The organism is Stenotrophomonas sp. CC22-02 (assembly GCF_004365115.1).
In the GTDB taxonomy this organism is placed as follows: domain Bacteria; phylum Pseudomonadota; class Gammaproteobacteria; order Xanthomonadales; family Xanthomonadaceae; genus Stenotrophomonas; species Stenotrophomonas forensis.
Map to the genome: position 1 here is coordinate 2,524,077 of NZ_SOCO01000001.1, position 22,521 is coordinate 2,546,597.

The 22,521-nt window shown below is 68.2% G+C and carries 18 protein-coding genes and 1 tRNA gene; 7 read left to right on the top strand and 12 right to left on the bottom strand.

All coding sequences use genetic code 11. The annotated features are described in order from the left end of the window. The 5 genes from N440_RS11645 to N440_RS11665 all read right to left on the bottom strand — a co-directional run bounded on the left by N440_RS11645 (window position 1) and on the right by N440_RS11665 (window position 6,576). Window positions 1–930 (bottom strand): DUF1684 domain-containing protein, encoded by a 930-nt coding sequence (locus N440_RS11645; protein ID WP_133935169.1) that lies wholly within the window; start codon window positions 928–930, stop codon window positions 1–3. A gap of 11 nt (window positions 931–941) precedes the next feature. After that, entirely contained in the window at window positions 942–2,846 is a 1,905-nt protein-coding gene (mutL, locus tag N440_RS11650) for a DNA mismatch repair endonuclease MutL (RefSeq protein WP_133935170.1), read from the bottom strand. Between the two features lie 121 nt (window positions 2,847–2,967). Next, window positions 2,968–4,530 carry an N-acetylmuramoyl-L-alanine amidase gene (locus tag N440_RS11655; protein WP_133935171.1) on the bottom strand — a complete coding sequence of 521 codons (1,563 nt, stop codon included), beginning with the start codon at window positions 4,528–4,530 and terminating at the stop codon, window positions 2,968–2,970. A gap of 82 nt (window positions 4,531–4,612) precedes the next feature. After that, window positions 4,613–5,095: a tRNA (adenosine(37)-N6)-threonylcarbamoyltransferase complex ATPase subunit type 1 TsaE gene (gene tsaE, locus N440_RS11660; protein WP_133935172.1), complete on the bottom strand. Its 483-nt coding sequence runs from the start codon at window positions 5,093–5,095 to the stop codon at window positions 4,613–4,615. Continuing rightward, on the bottom strand, window positions 5,092–6,576 hold the full coding sequence (locus N440_RS11665; RefSeq protein WP_133935173.1) for an NAD(P)H-hydrate dehydratase: 1,485 nt from the start codon (window positions 6,574–6,576) through the stop codon (window positions 5,092–5,094). The genes tsaE and N440_RS11665 overlap by 4 nt, the downstream gene beginning before the upstream one ends. Window positions 6,577–6,599: 23 nt before the next feature. Here N440_RS11665 and queG point away from each other — a divergent pair, with 23 nt between their 5' ends. Both queG and xseA read left to right on the top strand, forming a co-directional pair. Next, entirely contained in the window at window positions 6,600–7,670 is a 1,071-nt protein-coding gene (gene queG / locus N440_RS11670) for a tRNA epoxyqueuosine(34) reductase QueG (RefSeq protein WP_133935174.1), read from the top strand. 44 nt (window positions 7,671–7,714) lie between these two features. Continuing rightward, window positions 7,715–9,046 carry an exodeoxyribonuclease VII large subunit gene (xseA, locus tag N440_RS11675; RefSeq protein ID WP_133935175.1) on the top strand — a complete coding sequence of 444 codons (1,332 nt, stop codon included), beginning with the start codon at window positions 7,715–7,717 and terminating at the stop codon, window positions 9,044–9,046. 535 nt (window positions 9,047–9,581) lie between these two features. Here xseA and N440_RS11680 read toward each other — a convergent pair. Then, on the bottom strand, window positions 9,582–10,478 hold the full coding sequence (locus N440_RS11680; protein WP_008268686.1) for a M48 family metallopeptidase: 897 nt from the start codon (window positions 10,476–10,478) through the stop codon (window positions 9,582–9,584). Window positions 10,479–10,567: 89 nt separating this feature from the next. Continuing rightward, window positions 10,568–12,454, bottom strand: a complete 1,887-nt coding sequence (locus N440_RS11685; RefSeq protein WP_133935176.1) for a formylglycine-generating enzyme family protein — start codon at window positions 12,452–12,454, stop codon at window positions 10,568–10,570. A gap of 84 nt (window positions 12,455–12,538) precedes the next feature. On the opposite strand from N440_RS11685, the gene rnd reads away from it, so the two are divergent. Together rnd and N440_RS11695 are read left to right on the top strand one after the other, a co-directional pair. Beyond that, window positions 12,539–13,618: a ribonuclease D gene (rnd, locus tag N440_RS11690; RefSeq protein WP_053450340.1), complete on the top strand. Its 1,080-nt coding sequence runs from the start codon at window positions 12,539–12,541 to the stop codon at window positions 13,616–13,618. Window positions 13,619–13,736: 118 nt separating this feature from the next. Continuing rightward, complete coding sequence (locus N440_RS11695; RefSeq protein ID WP_133935177.1) at window positions 13,737–15,809, top strand: DUF4034 domain-containing protein; 2,073 nt, start codon at window positions 13,737–13,739, stop codon at window positions 15,807–15,809. An 88-nt stretch (window positions 15,810–15,897) separates the two neighbouring features. On the opposite strand, the gene N440_RS11700 is transcribed toward N440_RS11695, so the two are convergent. Together N440_RS11700 and N440_RS11705 are read right to left on the bottom strand one after the other, a co-directional pair. Next, window positions 15,898–18,228, bottom strand: a complete 2,331-nt coding sequence (locus N440_RS11700; protein ID WP_133935178.1) for a TonB-dependent receptor — start codon at window positions 18,226–18,228, stop codon at window positions 15,898–15,900. Window positions 18,229–18,408: 180 nt separating this feature from the next. Then, window positions 18,409–18,672, bottom strand: a complete 264-nt coding sequence (locus N440_RS11705) for a hypothetical protein (RefSeq protein ID WP_243831383.1) — start codon at window positions 18,670–18,672, stop codon at window positions 18,409–18,411. On the opposite strand from N440_RS11705, the gene N440_RS20480 reads away from it, so the two are divergent. Together N440_RS20480 and N440_RS11715 are read left to right on the top strand one after the other, a co-directional pair. Further along, on the top strand, window positions 18,584–18,979 hold the full coding sequence (locus N440_RS20480) for an alpha/beta hydrolase fold domain-containing protein (RefSeq protein ID WP_243831342.1): 396 nt from the start codon (window positions 18,584–18,586) through the stop codon (window positions 18,977–18,979). The two genes, N440_RS11705 and N440_RS20480, sit on opposite strands and share 89 nt — an antisense overlap. An 11-nt stretch (window positions 18,980–18,990) precedes the next feature. Beyond that, window positions 18,991–19,066, top strand: a tRNA-Ala gene (locus N440_RS11715). A 334-nt stretch (window positions 19,067–19,400) separates the two neighbouring features. Here the strand turns inward: N440_RS11715 and N440_RS11720 are convergent. The 3 genes from N440_RS11720 to N440_RS11725 all read right to left on the bottom strand — a co-directional run bounded on the left by N440_RS11720 (window position 19,401) and on the right by N440_RS11725 (window position 21,494). Further along, window positions 19,401–20,216 carry a DUF4344 domain-containing metallopeptidase gene (locus N440_RS11720; protein WP_133935179.1) on the bottom strand — a complete coding sequence of 272 codons (816 nt, stop codon included), beginning with the start codon at window positions 20,214–20,216 and terminating at the stop codon, window positions 19,401–19,403. Between the two features lie 231 nt (window positions 20,217–20,447). Next, window positions 20,448–20,621: a hypothetical protein gene (locus tag N440_RS20365; protein WP_008268700.1), complete on the bottom strand. Its 174-nt coding sequence runs from the start codon at window positions 20,619–20,621 to the stop codon at window positions 20,448–20,450. A 111-nt stretch (window positions 20,622–20,732) separates the two neighbouring features. Further along, window positions 20,733–21,494 (bottom strand): SDR family oxidoreductase, encoded by a 762-nt coding sequence (locus N440_RS11725; protein WP_133935180.1) that lies wholly within the window; start codon window positions 21,492–21,494, stop codon window positions 20,733–20,735. A 132-nt stretch (window positions 21,495–21,626) separates the two neighbouring features. On the opposite strand from N440_RS11725, the gene N440_RS11730 reads away from it, so the two are divergent. Then, window positions 21,627–22,469, top strand: coding sequence for a methylated-DNA--[protein]-cysteine S-methyltransferase (locus N440_RS11730; RefSeq protein ID WP_133935181.1), 843 nt, complete (start codon window positions 21,627–21,629; stop codon window positions 22,467–22,469). The last annotated feature ends 52 nt before the right edge of the window (window positions 22,470–22,521 follow it).

Here is a 22,521-nt window from a genome sequence, read left to right on the forward strand (position 1 = left end):
TCAGCCTTCTCCTTCAGGCAAGTGGTAGGCCTTCTCGCCTGCTTCCACGCGCAGGTCCAGCCGGTTTTCCGGTGGCGCCAGCGGGCAGGTCGCGTAGGCGGTGAACGCACACGGCGGGTTGTAGGCATGGTTGAAATCGATGCGCACCGTGCCGTCGGCAGCCGGTGCATCGGTGTCCAGGTAGCGGCCGGCCGGATAGCTGCCGCGGCCACTGGTGCGGTCGGCGAAGATCAGGAACAGCGGCTGCCCGGGGGCACCGATCGCTTCCAGACGCCACTTGCGGCCGTCGCGCTGGAACTCGACCGCGCCCGCATTGGGCATCTCGGTGGTCAGGCCGGTGATATCGACGATCGGCAGCGTCTTGCCTGGCGGGTGCGCGATGAAGCGTGCCTGCACCTGCCAGTCGGGGCCACCCGGCCAGTACTCCAGGCCAGCGAAATCACGGCGTGCCGGTGCATCGGCGTGCTTGACCCGCAGTGCATCGCGCGGCCCGCGGCGGATGATGCTGAGCTGGCCCTTGCCGGCATCGAAAGACAACAGGGTCGGCCGCGCATCCTTGTCGGTGTCGACGCGGATACGACCGCGTACCGGCTGGCCCTCATGGCTGACCTCAGCACCGGCCTCCGGCGTGAACCACCACTGGGTACCCTCGCGGCGCAGCAGACCCAGCTTGCCCGGACCGACCGCCAGGCGGATGCCATTGGTTGCGCCACTGCCGACGAAGTGCGACTTGTTCTGCAGCCAGTGCAGGCCGACCAGCGCCGTCCAGCCATCGGGACGGGTCAGGTCCTGGTAGCGCGCCACGCGCCATTGCTGCTGCGCGGCGGCAAAAGCCGGATCTTCAGTGACCGTCGGCGCCGGCGGTGTCGCCGGGCTGCAGGCAGCCAACACCATGGCGGCCAGCAGGCCGCCCATTCCCCGATAACGCATCGATGCTCCCCTCAACGTCCGCGCAGGAACCAGCGGTCGATCTCCGCCAGCGAAAAACGGGCCCAGGTCGGCCGGCCATGGTTGCACTGGCCGGACCGCTCGGTGATTTCCATGTCGCGCAACAGCGCGTTCATCTCCGGAACGGTCAGGCGCCGGTTGGCACGCACTGCGCCATGGCAGGCCATGGTCGACAGCAGTTCGTCGCGCGCACTCGCCACGCGCCGGCTCTGGCCGTGTTCGCGCAGGTCAGTCAGCACGTCGCGCAGCAGCCCTTCCGGTTCGGCATGCGCCAGCAGCGCCGGAATGCTGCGCACATGCAGCGACCCCGGGCCGGCACGGGTCACTTCGAAGCCGAGTGCGGCCAGCGTTTCGGCTTCGCTTTCAGCGGTGTCGGCCTCGCGCTCGCCCACGGCAAGGGTGATCGGCACCAGCAGCGGTTGCGACTGCAGGCCGATGCCATCATGCGCATTCTTCAAGCGCTCGTAGCCGATGCGCTCGTGCGCGGCGTGCATGTCGACCACGATCAGGCCTTCGGCATTTTCGGCCAGGATGTAGATGCCGTGCAGCTGCGCGATCGCATAACCCAACGGCGGCACGCCCGCATCGGCACTGGTCACCGGCAGCCCATTCTCGCTCGGCATCGGCGGCAGCGTCGCCCCGCGTTCGGCACCGGACGGTGCGGCATACAACGCGGCGTAGGCGGCCGGGGCGTCAGCCACCTGCAGGCCCAGCGGCTGCTGCGGTCGCCAGCCTGAGAATCCCCCCCCGCCGCCTGAACCGGAACCCGGCGCAGGACCGCGCACCAGCCCGAATCCAGAAGCGCCGGCGCTGGACACCATCGGCGTCGTGGTCGCATCCACCGGATGCGCAGGTACGGCACCGATCTCCTGCGCCGACATGCCGGCGCGGGTGTCGGCCAGCGCGTCCTTCAGCGTGCGGTAGACGAAATCATGGACCAGCCGCGAATCACGGAAGCGCACCTCGTGCTTGGCCGGATGCACGTTCACGTCGACCCGGGTCGGGTCCAGTTCCAGGAACAGCACATAGGCCGGCTGGCGACCGTGGTACAGCACGTCGCCGTAGGCCATCTTCACCGCATGGGCGACGCTGCGATCGCGCACCGAACGGCCGTTGACGTACAGGTACTGCTGGTCGGCACTGGCACGCGAATAATGCGGCTGCGCGATCCAGCCATGCAGGCGCAGGCCGGCACCGCTGTGGTCCACGCGCACGGCCTGGTTGGCGAAGTCCTCGCCCAGCGTTTCGGCCAGCCGCGCATCGGAATACAGATCGCCCGGCTTGTACCGACGCGAGGCCTTGCCGTTGTGCGACACGCGCAGTTCGACATCCGGCCGCGCCAGTGCCAGCGAACGCAGCCACTCTTCGATATGGCCCAGTTCGGTGCGCTCGGCGCGCAGGAACTTGCGCCGCGCCGGCACGTTGTAGAACAGTTCGCGCACTTCCACGGTGGTACCCGGCGCATGCGCACGCGGAGTGACTTCGCCGATCTTGCCGCCTTCGATCTGCAGCGCGGAGCCGTGCTCGTCGTGTGCACGGCGCGAGGCCAGGGTGAAGCGACTGACCGAGGCGATCGACGGCAGCGCCTCCCCCCGGAAACCGAGCGTGGCCACCGACTCAAGATCATCCAGATCGGCGATCTTGCTGGTGGCATGGCGCGAGACCGCCAGTGGCAACTGCTCCGGCGCGATGCCGCTGCCGTTGTCGCGGATGCGGATCAGGCGCACACCGCCTTCTTCAAGATCGATGTCGACGCGGCTGGCACCGGCATCGATCGCATTCTCGACCAGTTCCTTGACCACGGACGCAGGACGTTCGACCACTTCGCCAGCGGCGATCTGGTTGATCAGGATGTCCGGTAATGGCCGGATCGGGCGCGGATGGGCAGCAGACGTCATGCAGGGATGATAACGGAGCGGCCCAGGGTAGAGTCGAGCCATGCTCGACCGGCGGGTTACCGGCAAGGCCCAGTCGAGCGCGGCTCGACGCTACAGAAAGCAGAAACCCGCCTGCGGCGGGTTACTTGCTGCCGCCGGCCATGGTGCCTGCGGCGTCGATCTCGGCCTGGGCGCGGGCCGCGTACAGCGTGCCCGGCGGCGGCTGGCGGCTGAAGAAGGTGTGCACGCCATCGAGCACCGCACCGGCGATCTTGCGCTGGTAGGCCGGGTCGATCAGGCGGCGCTCTTCATCCGGGTTGGAGATGAACGCAGTTTCCACCAGCATCGCCGGCATGTCCGAGGTGCGCAGCACCGCGAAGTTGGCGCGCTCGATGTTCGGCTTGTGGTTGTTGCCGATCCGCTTCAGGCCGCCCAGCACGTGGCCGGCTGCGTCCTCGGACGCCTTCATGTAGCCGCTCTGGGCCAGGTCCAGCAGCACGTTGGCAAGCGTGCCTTCGGTCTGCTGCAGGCGCACGCCACCGACCAGATCGGCCGCGTTTTCCTTGTCTGCCAGCCAGCGCGCACGCTGCGAGGAAGCGCCCTTGGTCGACAGCACATACACCGACGAACCGGTGGCCGAACGGTTTTCGGCCGCATCGGCGTGGATCGAAATGAAGATGTCGGCCTTGTTCGCACGCGCCTTCTGCGCACGCATCGGCAGCGGAATGAACACGTCGCTGTCGCGGGTCAGGTAGGCCTTCAGGCCCGGCGTCGCGTTCACCTGGCGCGCCAGTTCACGCGCCACCGCCAGGGTGACATCCTTCTCGCGCTTGCCGGTCGGGCCGATCGCACCCGGATCCTGGCCGCCGTGGCCCGGATCGATGGCCACTACCAGGTGGCGCATGCCAGCCTGCATGCGGATGCGCGACGCATCGCTGGGCATGGCCGGGCGCGGCGGCTCCACCGGCGTCGGCGCCGGCGCGGGCACCGTGGCCGGCGGCGTGGTCACCACCGCAGCGGTGCGCTGGCCGGCGAGGATCGCGGCCGGTGAAGAGGGCGGCGTACTGCTGGCCGCCGTACCTGCCGCGGCGACCTGCGCCGGTGCGGTGGACGGTGCCGGCGTCGGCGTGGCCGGGGTCGCTGCAGCGGCGCTGGCCTGCTGCTGCACCTGTGCGGTCAGCAGTGCGGTGGCGCGCGCGGCGTCATTGCGCGACTGCGCGCTCTCGGCCGGGGTCGGCGCGGGCGTGCTGACGGGCGCCTGTGGCTGCACCGCCGGGGTCACCGCCGGCCGGCTGGCGGCCACGGCCGGGCCATCGCCCGGCCATTCGATCACCAGCTTGGATTCATTGCCCTCGCGCTGCATCTGTGGGCGGAACGGCGCCACCGATTCAGCGAGGTCGAAAACGACACGGAACGTGCCCGGAACCGGCTGTCCGGTACGCACCGCCGTGACCACGCCCTGCGCGGCCGGCATTTTCAGGTTGCGTATGGCGCTGGAGTCCGGGAAATCGACCACCAGGCGGTTCGGGCCCGCCAGCGACAGGGTCTTGTAGCCGCCACTGCCGACCAGCGAGATCTCGGCACGGGTGCCGGTCGCGCCGGTGTTCAACAGGACCTGGCGGACTTCACCCGCCCACGCACTGACGCTCGCCAGACCCAGTCCGACGGCGGCACAGATGGCGATGAGACGGTTCCCCGGGCGCATGGCTCAGGATTCAATCACCGCGCTGAACGGAATGCAACACCTTTTTCCTTAATAATCCGTAACCTGCCGGTGTTTGTTCTCGTCAGCCGACAGAAATGGCCTGCAAGTCGCCCCCCTGAGGCAGCCGTTCCAGCCATTCACGTCCCGCGTCGCTGGCCCCAGTGAGACGAACACGACGCCCCTTGCCCTCGATCTCCAGCGCTACCACCAGATCGGTCGGCGGCAGCGCACCGGCCCCGCGCTCGGGCCATTCGACCAGCCACAGCACCGCGCTGCCCTCGTCCAGGCCGAGAAAATCGAGCTCGCCGGCCTGGCCGATGCGGTACAGGTCCAGGTGCCATGCCTCGCCGCCACTGGCCAACGGGTAGCGCTCGACCAAGGTATAGGTCGGGCTGCGGATGGCACCCTGCACGCCCAGTGCGCGCAGCAGTGCGCGGGCGGTGGTGGATTTGCCGGCGCCGAGGTCGCCGCGCAGCTCGATCAGCGCCTGCGGCGGCCGCGTCGCCGCCAGCCACTGCCCGAGCAGTTCGGTGGCATCGCTGTCGACAAGGAAGAATTCGGTCATGGAGAGAGGTCCGGATTGGCCAGTCGCCGCAGCGGCGCCAGCAGGTCAGTAGGAAGCAGGCCGCGCGCGCCGTCGATGGCAGCGGCATCGCCGGCGAGTGCGTGCAGCAAGGCGCCGGCCGCCGCCGCATCGAACGCGGCCAGGCCCTGCGCGCGCAGGCTGGCAATGATGCCGGTGAGCAGATCGCCCATGCCGCCCACCGCCATGCCGGGGTTGCCCGCAGCGATCAGCCGTGGCGTCTGCGCGGGTGCCGCCACGATGCTGCCCGCGCCCTTCAGCACCACCACGGCGTGGAAGCGCTCGGCCAACGCCTGCGCGCTGGCATAGCGGTTGGCCTGGATGTCAGCGCTGCTGCAGCCAAGCAGGCGCGCGGCCTCGCCCGGGTGCGGGGTGAGGATGGCGCCGGGCAGCGCGCGAGGGTCCTGCGCCAGAAGGTTCAGGGCATCAGCATCGACCACCAGCGGTTTGGGACTGACCAGCACGCGCATGAACAGCGCGCGCGCCCATTCGTCCTGGCCCAGGCCGGGCCCGATCGCCACCACCGTCGCCTTGTCCAGCAGCGCCGGCAGCGCAGCGCCGTCTTCCAGCGCGTGGGTCATCGCCTCCGGCAGGCGCGCCAGCAAGGGGCCGACGTGATCGCGGCGGGTGCCCAGGCTCAGCAGGCCGGCGCCGGCACGCAGTGCTGCCTCGGCCGCCATCGCGATGGCGCCGCCGCTGCCATGGTTGCCGCCAACGCACAGCACGTGCCCGGATTCGCCTTTGTGGGTGTTTGCGCGGCGCGGCGGCAGCAGCGCCTGAAGCCGGGGCTGTGTCCAGTGCTCAGCGGCCGCCGATACGCCTTGCCACGCCGCCGCTGGCAGCTGCAGCGGTGCCAGCGGCTTCTGCCCGCAATGCTCCAGCGCGTCACCGGTGTAGAGGCCACGATGCGGCACGATGAACTGCAGGGTCAGGGTGGCCTTCACGGCCACGCCCGGCACGACGCCACGATCTGCGTCGACGCCGCTGGCAACATCCAATGCAAGCCGCGGCGCCGGTTGCGCGTTGAGCGCGTCGATCAGCGCCTTGGCCACGCCCTCCGGTGCACGATCGAAACCGAGGCCGAACAGCGCATCCACCCAGACATCAGCCACCGGCAGCGCGTCGGCGAAATCGGTGACGATGCCGCCGGCGGACCTGAACTCCGATGCCGCACGCTGGGCCAGCGCGGTCGACGCTGGCCTGCCCGGCAAGGCGACCACCGTCACCTCGCGCCCGGCCTGCAGCGCATGGCGGGCCAGCACGTAGCCATCCCCGCCGTTGTTGCCGGCCCCCACCACCACCCCCACCCGCCGCGCCTGCGGCCAGTGCTGCAGCAGGCAATGCCACGCAGCCTGACCGGCCTGCGCCATCAGGCCCCAGCCGCCATCGCCAGCCAGCGCCGAGGCCTGCGCATCAAGCACACGCGCGGCAGCGGAATCGAACAGATCGGCAAGGTTGGCCATGCGGGGATTTTATACTGGTGCACATGTCCCCCGTCCCCGCCCCTGTCGATCCGGCCCAGGCCGTGCAGCGCATCCGTGAACTGGCCCGTGCGCATGGCTTCCAGCGCTGCGGCATCGCCGGTATCGAACTGGGCGAGGATGAGGCGCACCTGGCCGACTGGCTGGGCCAGGGGCTGTACGGCACGATGGACTGGATGGCGCGCCACGGCACCCTGCGCGCGCGTCCGGCCGAGCTGCTGCCCGGCACCGTGCGGGTGATCTCGGTAGGCATGGATTACAGCCACAAGGACGACACCGAGGCCTGGGCGACCCTGGCCGACCCGGGCCGCGCCTACGTGGCGCGCTATGCGCTGGGCCGCGACTACCACAAGCTGATGCGCAACCGCCTGCAGAAGCTGGCCACGCAGATCAACGATGAGGTGGCACCGCTGGGCTACCGCGTCTTCGTTGATTCGGCGCCGGTGCTGGAACGCGCACTGGCGCGCAACGCCGGGCTCGGCTGGATCGGCAAGCACACCTGCCTGATCGACCGTCACGGCGGCTCCTGGTTCTTCATCGGTGAGATCTACATCGACATCCCGCTGCCGATCGATACCCCGGCCACCGCCCACTGTGGCACCTGCACGCGCTGCATCGACGTCTGCCCCACCCAGGCCATCATCGGCCCGCAGCGGCTGGATGCGCGGCGCTGCATTTCCTACCTCACCATCGAGCACGACGGCGCCATCCCCGAGGACATGCGGCCGCTGATCGGCAACCGGATCTATGGCTGCGACGATTGCCAGCTGGTCTGCCCCTGGAACAAGTTCGCCAGGCGCACCGACGAAGCCGATTTCCGCGCACGCAACCATCTGGATACCGCGCGCCTGGACCAGCTGTTCGCCTGGGACGAAGCCGAGTTCCTGCGCCGCACCGAGGGCAGCCCGATCCGCCGCAGCGGTCATGAGCGTTGGCTGCGCAACATCGCGGTGGCGCTGGGCAATGCGCCTGCGTCCGCCGAGGCATTGGCTGCACTGCACACCCGCATCGACGATCCCTCGCCGCTGGTGCGTGAGCATGTGCAGTGGGCGCTGGGGCAGCACGCGGCGCGCTGACGTGCGATCCTGAGCCCCCGTTCCACCCGCGCCACGCCGTTCCCATGCAGCCACGCAACGACGACATCTTCACCCCCAGCCAGCTCAACACCCTGGCCCGCGACCTGCTGGAAGGCAGCTTCCCGGCGATCTGGGTGGAAGCCGAACTGGGCAGCGTGGCGCGCCCCGCCTCCGGGCACCTGTACTTCACCCTGAAGGACGCGCGCGCGCAGCTGCGTGCCGCCATGTTCCGGATGAAAGCGCAGTACCTGAAGTTCGTGCCGCGCGAAGGCATGCGCGTGCTGGTGCGCGGCAAGGTCACTCTGTACGACGCCCGTGGCGAGTACCAGATGGTGCTGGACCACATGGAGGAAGCCGGCGAAGGCGCACTGCGCCGCGCGTTCGAGGAGCTGAAGGCACGCCTGGAGGCCGAGGGCCTGTTCGACCCGTCACGCAAGCGGCCGATGCCGGCGCATGTGCAGCGCCTGGCGGTGATCACCTCGCCCACCGGCGCCGCCGTGCGCGACGTACTGAGCGTGCTGGGCCGCCGCTTCCCGCTGCTGGAAGTGGACCTGCTGCCGACCCTGGTACAGGGCAGCAGTGCCGCGGCGCAGATCACCCGCCTGTTGCAGGCCGCCGATGCCAGCGGCCGCTACGACGTGATCCTGCTGACCCGCGGTGGCGGTTCGCTGGAAGACCTGTGGGCGTTCAACGATGAAGCGCTGGCCCGCGCGATTGCTGCCAGCCGCACCCCGGTGGTATCGGCGGTAGGCCACGAAACCGACTTCAGCCTCAGCGACTTCGCCGCCGACCTGCGTGCACCGACGCCATCGGTGGCCGCCGAACTGCTGGTGCCGGACCAGCGCGAACTGGCGCTGCGCCTGCGCCGTACCGCGGCGCGCATGGTGCAGCTGCAACGGCACGCGATGCAGCAGGCCATGCAGCGCGCCGACCGTGCCCTGCTGCGCCTGAACGCGCAGAGCCCGCAGGCCCGCCTGGACCTGCTGCGTCGCCGCCAGCTGGACCTCGGCCGGCGCCTGCATGCGGCATTCAACCAACAGCAGGAGCGCCGCGCCGCGCGCCTGCGTCATGCCGCGGCGGTGCTGCGCGGGCACCATCCACAACGACAGCTGGACGCGATGCAGCGCCGCCTGGCCGCCCTGCGCGGGCGTCCGCAGAGTGCGATGCAGCGCCTGCTGGAACGCGATGCACTGCGCCTGCGCGGGCTGGCACGCTCACTGGAAGCGGTCAGCCCGCTGGCGACGGTGGCCCGTGGCTACAGCATCCTCACCCGCAGCGATGATGGCGCCCTGGTGCGGCACGTCGACCAGGTGCAGTCGGGTGACGCGTTGCAGGCCCGCGTTGGCGACGGCGTGATCGACGTGCAGGTCAAGTAGAGGGGTGTTCGGCAGGGCTGCGCCCTGCACCTGCCGAGGCTTCAAGCCAAGGCAACGTCAACGTCAAGAGCGAGCATTCCGTGGGATGGCGGTAGGTGTCGACCTTGGTCGACACATCTGTCAGATACTGAAAGTCAAAATGGGGTCAGATCCAACAGATCGCGGAAATCTGTCGAAGGCGGGGTGGGTCCGGTTGCGGGAGTGTCCGCGGCATGGGCCCGAGGTATACCTCGGGCGGGTTGGGCAGGACGCCCAACCCCGGTCTTGCTGTGTGCGCAGGACAGCGCACACGAGCAAGCCGCGGCCAAGCCCCCATGGGTGAGGGCGCTTTGCTTGCGAAGCACTGCTTCGCAAGCGCCCGAACGCACAGCCGCCAGCGGCTGGGCCGGCCTGGGGGTTTACGGCGTCTCCCGCAACCGGACCCACCCCGCCATCCCCCGGAATGCATGCTGTTGCTGTTGCTGTTGCTGTTGCTGTTGCTGTTGCTGTTGCTCTGGCTTCGGCAGGTGCAGGGCGCAGCCCTGCCGAATACCCCCTACTTCGCCTGCTCGCAGAATTTCTGCCGGTATTCGAGCGCCTTCGGCATCAGCGCCTGCAGGTTCTGGATGCGCGTACCCGGGTTCGGATGGGTGGACGCGAACTCCGGTGGTGCCTGGCCGCCACTGGCCTGGCCCATGCGCTGCCACAACGGCACCGCCTCGCGGGGATCGAAGCATGCCGCTGCGGCCAGCATCAGCCCCACCTCGTCGGCCTGCGTTTCGTGGCTGCGCGCGTAGGGCAACAGGTAACCGTAGCCCATCGCCGACATCATCATCTGTTGCTGCTGTGCATCCATGCCGCTGGCGGCACCGGCCACCTGGCCGATCTGGGTCAGTTTCTGCTGTGCCATGCGCTGGGCGCCATGCCGCAGCAGCGCATGGGCGATCTCGTGGCCCATTACCACCGCCATCGCATCGCGCGTACGCGCCACCGGCACCAGGCCGGTATAGACCGCCATCTTGCCGCCCGGCAGGCAGAACGCATTGGCCTGATCGGAGGGAATCACGTTCACTTCCCACTGGAAATCGCGCGCAAAATGCGCCGGCTGCACACCGTGCTCCTGTGCAAGCGCGGTCTCCACCACGTCGACCTTGGCGATCAGCCGCTGGGCGATGTCACGCACGTCGCGTGCGATCGGTGCGTTGGGATCCATCGGCCGTTCCTGCGACAGGATCTGCTGGTAGGCCTGCAGCCCCAGCGCGGTCTCCTGGCGCGCGTCCAGGCTGCTGTCGATCATCACCTTCTCGCCGGTATAGGGATCCACCGTGCGGTTGGAGAACCAGTAGAACACCGCGTAGCCAGCGGCCAGCAGCAGCACCCACCAGCGGATGTTGCCGAACAGGCCACGCCGCTGCGGGCCTTGGGGCGAGCGGGAAAAGGGATCGTTGCGCATCGGGTGGTCGTCCGGCAGGCCCCGCCGGCCGGCGGGCACGGCGCAATCTTAGTGTGCCGACGCCAGCAGCGGGTGAAGCCGGACCCTGCTCAGATACCGCGTACCAGCCGGAAACCGATACGTGCGTTGGTGGTATCCGAATCCTGCGATTGCCGCCAGGCCGCACGGGTCTGCTCCGGCGCGTTGGCCCAGTTGCCACCGCGGATGACCCGGGACCGGCAACCCGGGTTGAACCAGGCCACGCCATCGGAAGGGGCCCGCCGGTAGCTGGCGTGCCAGCAGTCGGCGACCCATTCGCTCAGATTGCCGCCCATGTCGTGCAGGCCGAAGGCATTGGCCTGGAACGTGGCGACCGGCGCCGGTCCCCACCAGCCATCGCCGTAGCCGATGAACGCGTTGTGCCAGTGCCGGCCCGACGGCGATACGTCCTTGCTGCCGGTGAAGTTGCCACTGCCCGGCGGCGGCGTACCGGCATCCCCCCAGGGATAACGGCCGCTGCTGCCGGCGCGCAGCGCATATTCGAACTCGGCCTCGCTGGGCAGGCGGTAGCTGCGCCCGGTCTGCTCGGACAGCCACGCCGCGTAGTTCTCGGCATCACGCACGCTCACGTGCATCACCGGTGAGTTGCCCAGTGCACGACCGCCGTCATAGTCCGAGCGCCAATCCACGCCACTGCGGCGGATGAAGTTGCCGCTGCGCTCGTCATAGACCACCGAATGGCCCCGGCGGGTTGCGCGCGGGCGCGCGCTGGTCGCCTTCACGTAACGCTCGAAATCGCTGACCGTCACCTCGGTGATCGCCATCGCGAAGCCGCGATCGAAGCGCACATAGTGCGACGGACGCTCGGCATCACTGGCACCCGGCTCGGTATCGCCGGCCCCCATCTGGAAACCGCCATGCGGTACCACCACCATCTGCGGCCCCCGCCCGCCATCGCGCATGGCATCGCTGAACACCTGGCCGGGACGGAAGCTGCCGTAGTGGGTGGCCAGGTCGATGCGCTCGCGCAGCTGGCCGACCACCGCATCGCCCGGCAGGGCGATGCGCAGGGCCTCGGCCAGCTTCTCGCGCGCCGGCTTCAGTCCCTGTGGTGTCGCCAGGTCGCGCAGGCCGTCGTCACGCAATCGCAGCAGCGTGGCGGCACGGATCTGTTCGATGCGCTCGAACGCATCGGCGATGGTCGGTGACGAATCGCGCACCTTGCTTGCCTCGGCCAACCAGGTACCCGCGCCGGCGAAGTCACGCGCACGTGCGGCATCCTCGGCGCGGCGGATCAACCCGCTCTCGGCGGCCGCCAGTCCTTGCCGCGCGCGCCCATTGTGCTCGTCCAGCGCCAGCGCCTCACGGAAGTTGCCGATGGCGCCGTCGCCATCCTCACCGATCCGGTCCGAACGCAGGTCCTCTTCGCCGGCGCGGTTGTACGCCACCACGCGCTGCGCGGTCTCGACCCGCCCCTGCAGTGCACGCACCTTCTCGTCCTTCGGCGCGAGTGTCAGCAGCACCAGCGCCTGGCGGCTGGCCTCGGCCAGTGCCTCGCGCTGCTTCAGCGGCCGTACCAGCAGCGCATCGGCCTGCTGTTGCAGGCGCTGGCGGGCGCGCTGCAGGCCCTGCCGGGCCTGGCGGTCATCCGGATTCTCCTCCTGTACCGCCAGCCACAAGGGAATGGCAGCGTCGGCATCCTCGTAGAGCCGGCCTTCGGCAAAGGCCTGCTCGGCCGCGCGCCGCAGCTGCGCCAGGCTGCGCCCCTCGCGGTCGACCCGCGGCGGCGTCCAGTGCTGCACGTCCTCGGCGGCATCCTCACCGGCAATGGTCACGCTGCCCTGCCCGGCTGCCTGCGTCCGGTCCACCGCCGCGCTTTCCTGTGGCCGCGCCGGCTCGTCAGCGGCGCGCTCCGGCACCGACGATGGCGACGGTGTGCAGCCGGCCAGGGCAACGGCCAGTGCGGTGCACAGCGCGGGCGACAACGGAAAACGCAAGCAGGACCTCCTTCTGCACGGACGCGGACCGACGTTAGGCTATTCTCCCCTGCCTGAGCAAACCCGAGTAGTAGGCCCTGACCCGTGGCAACCTGGATCACCACCCCCGCCGAGCTGGATGCGTACTTCCAGCAGCGCCCGAGCCGCATCGGCCTGGACACCGAATTCATCCGTGAACGCACCTTCTGGCCGCAGCTGGCCCTGGTGCAGATGGCCGTCGGGCAGGACATCCTGCTGATCGACCCGCTGATTCCGGGCATGACCGAGGCGCTGGCACCGTGGCTGGCCGATGAATCGATCACCAAAGTGATGCACAGCGCCAGCGAAGACCTGGTCGCCTTCAAGTGGGCCTGCGGCGTACTGCCGCGCCCGTTGTTCGACACCCAGATCGGCGCCTCGCTGGCCGGCATCGGTGGTGGCATGGGTTACCAGAAGCTGGTCGCGGAAATCACTGGCGTGGCCCTGGCCAAGGGCGAAACCCGCTCGGACTGGATGCGCCGCCCGCTGTCCGAGTCGCAGCTGCAGTACGCTGCCGACGACGTCGAGCATCTGTTTGCGCTGCATGACGCCATCGATGCCAGGCTGCAGGCGCTCGGCCGCCAGCAGTGGCTGCACGACGATGGCGAGCGCCTGCTGGCCAGCGTTGCCAACGACGAAGACCGCTGGCCACACCTGGCGATGCGCTCGGCGCAGTTCCTTGATGCCGCCGCACAGCGCCGCCTGCTGCGCCTGCTGCGTTGGCGCGACGTGCAGGCACGCAGCAGCGATCGTCCGCGCAGCTGGATCCTGGACAACGAGCTGGCCGCCACCCTGGCGCGCACGCCACCGGCCGACGCCGACGCGCTGGGCACGCTGTTCGAGCAGTTCCCGAAGGCACCGCGCAAGCTGGCTGGCGCCGTGTGGCAGGCGCTGCAGACGCCGCTGGCCGATGAAGCCGAGGCACCACTGGCACTTCCGGCCAACGACAGCAACAAGCAGGCACTGAAGAAGCTGCAGGATGCAGTGGCCGAGCGCAGCCGCGAACTGGGCCTGCCGGATGGGGTTCTGGCGTCGCGCAAGCACCTGGAGAGCTACCTGGAACGTCGCCAATGGCCCGCTGCATTGGCCGGCTGGCGCCAACAGGAACTGGAATCGCGACTGCAGGCGCTGCTGCCCGCACGCTGACGGTGCCGGGCGTCGGGATTGCCCCGGCGCCTGCACGGTGAATCGAGCATCTGCCACGCTTGCCGACGCAGGCGCAGGACTGTCCAATAGCGTCCCCGCTATCGTTGGACTGCAACAGATGACAAATGGAATTGCGAAGGATGGACTCTCCGCCGAGGACCTGGCCTGGCGTGCAGCAGCGCGCGCCGCATTGCAGGAGCGGCGCTACGCCGAACTGGACGCACTGCTGGCACCGCACGAGCAGGCCTGGCTGGACGGTGAAAGGCCGCTGCCGGGCATCCGCTGGCGCCTTCGCAACCTGCATGACAAGGCATTGACCCTGGACGAGCGCCTGCAGCAGACGCAGCAATGGGTCGCTGCCGCGCCGCACAGCTACTACGCACACCTGCGCCTCGGTGCCTGCTGGGAATCCGCCGCCGGCGAGCTGCGCAGCGCCGACGTCGCCGCGCTGGTCGAAGACAGCCAGTGGCTGGCCGCACAGCAGGCGCGCGACCAAGCCGTGCATGCCTACCTGCAGGCGATCCCGCTGTCGGCACGACCGGCACTCGCGCTGGATGGCATCAAGCGCATCACCAGCTACCTGCGCGAGCCGGACTGGCTGCTGGCGTTGCAGGCCGGCCAGGTACCGGAGTCCGACGAAGCCGCGCTGGCCGAACACTATCCGCAGGCGTGGCCGCAGGCCTTGCAGCTGCTGTCACGCTTCGGTGCCCCGCTGCGGACGCTGCCCGGCAGCCTGCCACCCGTGCTGCGCGAGCGCAGCCAGGACGATTTCGATGCACCGTTGGCCTACTGGATGCGCCTGGTGCTGGAACAGCGCGCCGACGACCTGAGCACGCTGGAAGACACCCTCTATTACCTGTACCCGCGCTGGGGCGGCAGCCATGAAGCCATGGAGGACTTCATCGAAGGAGGCTGGTGCCGTGGCCTGGAGCTTGCGCAGAGCAACGCGCTGCGCTGGAGAAAGGAACAGGATTGGATGACCGACCTGCCAGACCGCGAAGATGCCGACGCGGTAGGCGTGCACGAGCGTGCGTATGCACAGATCCTGGACTGGCACCTGGACCGCAACCTGCGCGCCGAGGTTCTGGCCCAGCGTGCCGGGCTGCGCTACCGGCTCGGCCGGATCGAAGGCAGCGAAGACCAGGTGCAGTGGGACGCCGGGCACATGCGGGCGGTGTTCGAGGATCTGCAGCAGGCGTGGGCGCTGGACCGCGACATGGTGCTGCACGAAGGCTTCAGCAACCTCGAAGCCTGCGCCTGGTTCGCTCATGTCGACGGTGCAGAGGCGCTGTTCGCGCAGGTGGTGGACTACGCCGCTCGCGAGGGCGACTCCGCGATCGGCCTGCTCTGGGCCGCCACCGCCGTCGAGCATGGACTGCTCGGCCAGACCGCCGACCCCGTGCGCGCCGATGCCCTGCTGCAGCGCGCCCTGAAGCTCGCGCCGCAGGACAACACCTCGGCGGTCACCTTCGCCTCCAACCTGTTCTGCGATGTCTCGCAGTCTGCCGGTCTCTCGCTGCTGCAGCGCATGGCCGAAGCCTGCGACGCCGGCGCGATGTCGGCACTGTGCGACCTGTACAAGGGCCGCCTCGGCGGCCGCGACCAGCCGCAGTTCGTCGATGCGGAAAAGGCCGCCTACTGGCAGGAGCGTGCGGTGGAAGGCGGCGACCTGATCGCCACCTACAACCTGGGCGTGCGCCTGGTGGCGGCCGGCGGTGAGCACAACGAAGCGCGTGCACGTGAACTGTACCTGCGCTGCCTGGACGGGTCCGAGGCAGGCGAGCGCGTCTGGGGCCCCACCTGCCGCAACCTGGCCTGCCTAGCGATGGATGGCCAGAACGACGCACACAAGCGCGAAGCAGTCGAACGTGCACTGATCCCACTGTGGTGGCGCGGTGACGACGACGACAAGCTGTGGGCGGCCGGCTACCTGGCCGACATCTACCACTTCGGCAATGGCGTGCCGGCCAACGCGTTCCTGGCCCTGGCCTGGCTGCAGCGCGCCAGCGAGATCGATCCCGAGTACGTAGACGTGGTGCGTATGGCGCCGCTGATCAACGGCGAAGGGCGCTGGTTCGGCGCCAGCCGTGCGCGCAAGCAGCAGGCGCAGGACCGGCAGCAGGTGGACACCGCGACCTGGGCCCTGACCTTCGGCCAGCGCAGCCAGGAAAGCGACCTCACCGCGGTCTGAAGCAACGAAAAGGGCGGCCCGGTAATCCGGGCCGCCCTTTGCATTCATGCAGTGCGATGGCGGCATGCACCGCCACCGCAATCGCGTATTACCAGTTCATGTTCAGCGAGACACCGACGGTGCGCGGTTCGTTGTAGACCGCCGCCATGTAGTTCTCGATCACACCCTTGAGGTTCTTCTCGTTGGTGATGTTGCGCGCGAACAGCGCCACTTCGTAGGCACCGTAGTTGCCCGAGTAGCCGATCTTCAGGCCACCCTCGAAATCACCCTTGGAATTGAATTCCTTGGTGTCGTAAAGCACGAAGCTGGTGTAACCCTGCTTGTTCCAGTCGGTGGACACGAACATGGTGCCGGCATCGCTGACCGGGAAGTCGTAGCGGGCGGCCAGGTTGACGTTGTACTTCGGCGCATTCGGCAGCGGGTTGCCATCGATCTGCGCGAAGGTGTTGGCACCGACCTTGATGGTCGGGTCACCGACGGTGCAGACCACCTGGCCGTTGAGGCCGCAGACCTGCGCATAGACGCGCTTGTCCTTGATCTCGCTGTGCAGCAGGCTCAGGCCGGCGCTCAGGGTCAGGTTCGGGATCGGGCGCAGCTCCATGTCCGCTTCGAAGCCGTAGGCCTTGGCCTTGTCGGCGTTGAACAGCACGCCGTTGCCGTCCGAATCGTTGCCGTTGAGCTGGATGTCGTTGACCGTGTAGGTGAACGCGGTGGCATTCAGGCGCAGGCGGTTGTCCCACAGGCTGCTCTTCACGCCCGCTTCCCAGGACAGGATGGTCTCGGAATCGGCGGTGGTGAAGTCGGCGTTGAACACGGCCGAGCGGCCCTGGATGGTCGGGCCGCGGAAGCCGCGGGCAACCTTGGCGTAGACGCTCACGTCCGGCGTGATCTGGTACATCGCGCTCAGATCCCAGCTCGGGGTGGTGTCGGACATCTTGACGTCGGTGCGGCCCTTGTAGGTGACCACGCCAGCAGCAGTGTCCGCGGTCTTCAGCAGACGGGTGTGCTTCTCGTCCTTGGTCTGGCGCAGGCCGGCGGTAACGGTGAACTTGTCGGTGAAGGCGTAGCTCAGCTGGCCGAAGCCGGCCCACGAGGTGTTCTTGTTGCGCAGGCGCACCCAGTTGTTCGGGTTGCGGGCCGCACCCTGCAGGAACCACGCACGCTGGTAGAAGTCGGTGGTGTCGCTGCCGTTGAAGTAGAACGCACCGGCCTGCCACTGCAGGGCGTTGTCGTCATGGCTGGCCAGGCGGAACTCCTGGGTCCACTGGTCGAGATCGCGGATGCGGCCCATCGACTGGCCATAGCCGTTCGGCACGCCATTGACCGGGAAGTTCACCGCAGCGCCGCCGTCGGTGTCGCCACGGCTGTAGCCGGAGGTGGTCTCGTAGGCAGTGATCGAGGTGAAGTCGATCGCACCGAAGTCGTAGCGTGCCTTCACCGACCCACCGTAGGTCTTGTAGGCCTGCGGGTTGTTGTCGGCTTCGTCGTAGGCCACCTTGTCGCGCGGCACGTCGGTCTTGTTCGAGCCCTTGGTCAGCGCACCGCGCAGGAACAGGGTCGAGGTGCCCTCGTAGTCACGCGCGTGGGCCGAGGCCAGGATCGAGAACTGGTCGCTCGGGGTCAGCAGCAGCTGCGCGCGCACGTTGCGGTCGTCGAAGCCGCCCATCGCGTTCTTCTTCGGGCTGACGGTGCCGTCGGCGCTCGGGCCCTTGTAGGTGTTGTCGACGTAGTCATCGCGGTGCTGGTACAGGGCCGACACGCGGAACGACGCGATGTCGTTGATCGGGCCACCGAAGCCGCCATCGATCGACACGCTGTTGTAGGTCGCGTAGCTGGCGCTGACGCGGCCGGTGTAGTCCTGGGTCGGCTTGAGGGTGTCGAACTTGACGATGCCGGCGGTGGTGTTGCGACCGAACAGCGAACCCTGCGGGCCGCGCAGCACTTCCACCTGGTCCACGTCATAGACCGGGTTGGACTTCAGCACCACGTGTTCCAGCACCACGTCGTCCTGGATGATCGACACCGGCTGCGAGGCACCCAGGTAGAAGTCGATGTTGCCCAGGCCACGGATGTAGAAGCGCGGGAAGATGCGGCCGGTGGTGGTTTCCGCGTACAGGCTCGGCACGCGGCCGGACAGCGCCAGCAGGGTGTCGTCACCGCCGGCGGTGAAGTCACGCATGCGCTCGCCCTGCACCACGCCGACCGAGACCGGCACTTCCTGCAGGTTCTGCTCGCGGTGCTCGGCGGTCACGGTGATCGTGTCCAGCCCGGTCGGGGTCGGCGCACTGTCCTGCGCGGCGGCGCCGAAGCTGCCTACCAGGGCCAGGCCGGCACAGGCCAGGGCCAGCGGGTGGCGGCGGAAGGAAACAAGGGAAGACGACAGACCCGACAGGCGGCGGGAATCGGTATGGGAGGGCATGCAATGCTCTGAGGAGGCGTCCGTGCGGCCTGCGCGAGCCGGGCGGCAAATGGGAGGAAAACTGCGCAAGCCGTCATTATCCCCCAAATTGTTACGATTTCGTTGCGCGAGCTCCAAACCCGGTGAAACAAGCGGTTTCGGCACAGTCACTCGGCATTCGGCACGCCTTTCGGGCTTGACTCAGGGAAGCGGGCCCAGCGCCACATCGACCATTGCCAGCAGCCGCTCGCGGCTGATGCCATCGCGGGCCTGCACCGAAATGCCGTGCAGCACCGTGGCGAAATGGTCGCCCAGCGCCTGCACCGCCGCGTCGTCGGCCAGCTCACCCTCGGCCTGCGCCTGCTGCAGGCGCGCGATGATCGCCGCCATACGTTGGCGACGATGGCCGGCCAGCCAGTCACGCACGCTTTCGCCGTCGGGCGACACGCTGCTGGCCGAAGACACCACAAGTCTGCAGGGGCTGGCCCCCGCCTCGGTGCTCAGCTGCGAGCACGACCCGCTGGGTGACGAGGCCGAGCAGTACGCGCGTGACCTGCAAGCTGCGGGCGTCGACTGCACGCTGGAAAGGCTGCCCGGAATGATCCATGCCTGCATCCATCTGCGCGGAGTGGCTGCCTCCACCGGGGTGGCAGTGCAGCGCGGGCGGGCTGCTGCGCCGGGCGCTGTCCTGACGACGTGGACGGCCGCAGACGCAACGTTACGGCCGTCCCGGCCCCGCGCTTGGCAAGCCCGGCGGGCAGCGTTACACTGAAACCCTGCCGTGGGGCCATAGCTCAGCTGGGAGAGCGCGTCGTTCGCAATGACGAGGTCAGGAGTTCGATCCTCCTTGGCTCCACCACTATTCAGTGCGGTATCGCACTCAGAAGGCCGGAACTCCTGAAATAACAGGGCTTCCGGCCTTTTTCGTTGCGCGGTGCAGGCCGGTCCAACGCGTTTGCTGGTTGGCCGCACGGGCGGATGCCGGTCGACCGCATGACGCGGCGATGGGCATACCCGATCCCACCGTCTCTGCAGGACCGGGTCATCCGTCGGGTCGTTCAGCTACTCGCTGGAACGTTGAATGAGGCCCGGCTGCGCACATCCGGCGCTTTGCCCAATGCCTGGATCAATGGGCCGGCCTGCGATGCGTTGCCGCGATCGCTGCCATCGGCCAAGGCCATCGAATGGCACCTTTACTCTGGCCTGAGGTACGGCTTCAACAGCGACTCCCAGGCATCGGCCAGCTGCCCGTACTCGTGCTCGCAGTTCTCCGCACGTTCCTCGGGCAGCGTTCCATCCTTCACCAGATAGCCGAAGGTGCCGGTGTCTGAGCCGTACAGGTAGCACAGGAAATTGACGGCACGCTGGAAGTCCAACGAATGGGTGCCCGCCGTGGGCAGATCTTCGATACGGGTCTGCTCCTGCGCAGAAAGCACATAGGTATCTGCAACCGTGACCAGGAACTGCCTGGATTCATCATCTGCGGTCAGTACGTAGGCAGCCAACTGATCCGCAACGTCCTCCTCGCGGCCGGTGATCTTGAGCTCCAATTCGCTGATCAGTGCATGGCCCAGCTCGTGGTAGAGCGTACCTACCGCACTCTGGTACAGCGCGTTCTCGATGTCCTCGGCGGCATCGCCCGCCGCCTCAAAGCGCATGCGCTCCTCGGCAGACATCTCGTAGCACAGCTCGATGCTGCTCGTTTCCGGATCAAAGTAGGCATTGGACTCTCCGCACTCCTTGGCGATGACCTTGATGTCACGCGGAATGCGGATGTAGCTGTTCATCGCTTCAACGAAGTCTTCCAGCAGCTTCCGTTCCTTCCACAGCCGAGCCTCTACCGCATTGCTCCGGGTGGATGCCCTCGCATAGGTAGCGATGAAGCGCCCTTCGTCCCGGGCTGCTTCCGCTGCACCACGTTCATTGGATTCGGACGCGCACGCGGCCAGAGGCCAGAGTGAACAGGTGCCCAGAACGATGGTCAGAAGGCAACGAAGGGCAGGATGCATGGCAGCGAGCTTCAAGGAGCAGGAGGGCCGTGCGGCCGCCGCCCCTGGCGGCATGGGCTCGCCGGCACGGACTACGGGCAGGCACGAAATACGGGCAGGCACGAAAGTCGACAGACTCTACTGGGATGCCCATGAATGGAAGATCTCCAGCGCAGATCGAACTCGGCAGCCACGCTTCAGAAGAACCCGTAGATCCTGCGATCTACGGGTTTTTTCTTTTCAGCGGCCCGCTCAGGCGGGATCCTGCCCGCCGTCCTTGCGCTTCGGGTCGCGCGAATGCGCATCGCGCACCTGCTGGTCACGCTGCCCCGGCCGCTGCCTGGCCACATCGTCCTGCTTCCTGTCCTGGCGGCTTTCCTGCACGCCCTGCTTGGGGTCGCCCTGGTCTTTCTCGCGCTCGCTCATCCATCGCTCCTTCGCCGGCGGGACACCGACGCTACCCCTACCCTAGAGACCGCCGGGTAATCAGCAGGTCAGCCCTGCGCCAACAGCGCGTGCAGCCGCAAATGACTCCGATCAGGTGCGGGTGATCGACACCCCACCCTCCACGCGCATCGCGGCACCGGTCACGAAGCTGCTTTCATCGCTGGCCAGGAACAGCGCCGCGTTGGCGATCTCCTCCGGTTCTGCCAGGCGCTTGAGCGCGTGCAGCGAGCGCACGAAATCACGCGCGTCGCCACTGGGCGCGGCCTGCCGGCCCATTTCGGTATCGGTGCCACCGGGCAGCAGCACGTTGCTGCGCACGCCACGTGCACCATATTCGGCGGCGATCACCTGGCTCAGGCCGATCAGCCCGGCCTTGCTCGACGCATAGGCCGCCATGCCCGGGAAGCCCACGGTATGGCCGACGAAGGTGCCGACGAACACCAGCGAGCCACCGCGGCGTGCCAGCAATGCCGGCAGCTGCGCGCGGGCGGCATGGAAGGCGGCATCCAGGTTGGTCGCCATCACCTCGCGCCAAGCATCCACTGGGAATTCCGCGGCCGGCACGCCGGGGCCGAGCATGCCGGCATTGTTGAGGGCGATATCCAGGCCGCCGAATGAGTGCCGGGCCAGATCGACCAGCGCCTGAGCGGTGTCAGGGTCGGCCACGTCGGCGGCATGTACCACGACCTCGCCCCCCGCGGCACGGATCTGCTCGGCCAGTGACTGCAGCGGTTCCAGCCGCCGCGCGTTGAGCACCAGTTGTGCGCCTTCGGCGGCAAACCGCAGCGCGCTGGCGCGGCCAATGCCGGCGCTGGCACCGGTGATGAGAGCGATCTTGTTGTTCAGGCGCATGGTCGTGGTGCCGGTTGTGAAGTGGCCGCCACGATGCCGCGCCTTCGGCCCGCCAACACTCCGTTTCCGGGCTTGCCCGATCAGTGCAGGAAACGGAGTTTCCGCAGAACCGGCACATGCCAGAATCCGGCCATGGACAGTACCGCCACCACCGCCCTCGATGCCCGCGTCGAACGGGTCTGCCGCCATCTGCAGGTCAGCCTCGACGAGCCCTCGCTGCAGGAACTGGCCGACATCGCCGGCTGCAGCCCGACGCGCCTGCATCGCCTGTTCAAGCAGGCGACCGGGCTGACCCCCAAGCAGTACGCCGCCGCGCTGCGCGCCGACCGCCTGCGCACCGGGCTGGAACACCAGGAGCGCATCACCGATGCCTTCCACGACGCCGGCTTTGGTTCCAGCGGGCGCTTCTACGAGAACGCCCCGCGCCTGCTGGGCATGACCCCGAAGCAGTGGCGCTCAGGTGGTCGCGGCGAAATCATCCACTTCGCCATCGCCGAAAGTTCGCTGGGCAGCGTGCTGGTGGCCAGCAGTACAACCGGCGTGGTCGCGATCCTGCTCGGCGACGATCCGGAGACACTGCTGCAGTCGCTGCAGCAGCGCTTCCGCCAGGCCGAACTGGTCGGCGCCGACAGCGGCTATGAACAACTGGTGGCGCAGGTGGTGGGCCTGGTCGAGGACCCCACGCGTGGCACGACGCTGCCGTTGGATATCCGCGGCACCGCGTTCCAGCAGCGGGTCTGGCAGGCGCTGCAGCAGATTCCACGCGGGCAGACTGCCTCGTATGCGGATATTGCCGCGCGCATCGGCGCACCACGCTCGAGCCGCGCAGTGGCCAGGGCCTGTGCAAGCAATCCACTGGCAGTGGCCGTGCCCTGCCACCGCGTGGTGCGCCGCGATGGCGACCTGTCCGGCTACGCCTGGGGCGTCGCGCGCAAGCGCGAACTGCTGCGCCGGGAAAAGTCCTCGACTGCCTGACATGGGTGCCGACCCTGGTCGGCACGCCCTGTGGCAGCGCCGGGCCATGCCC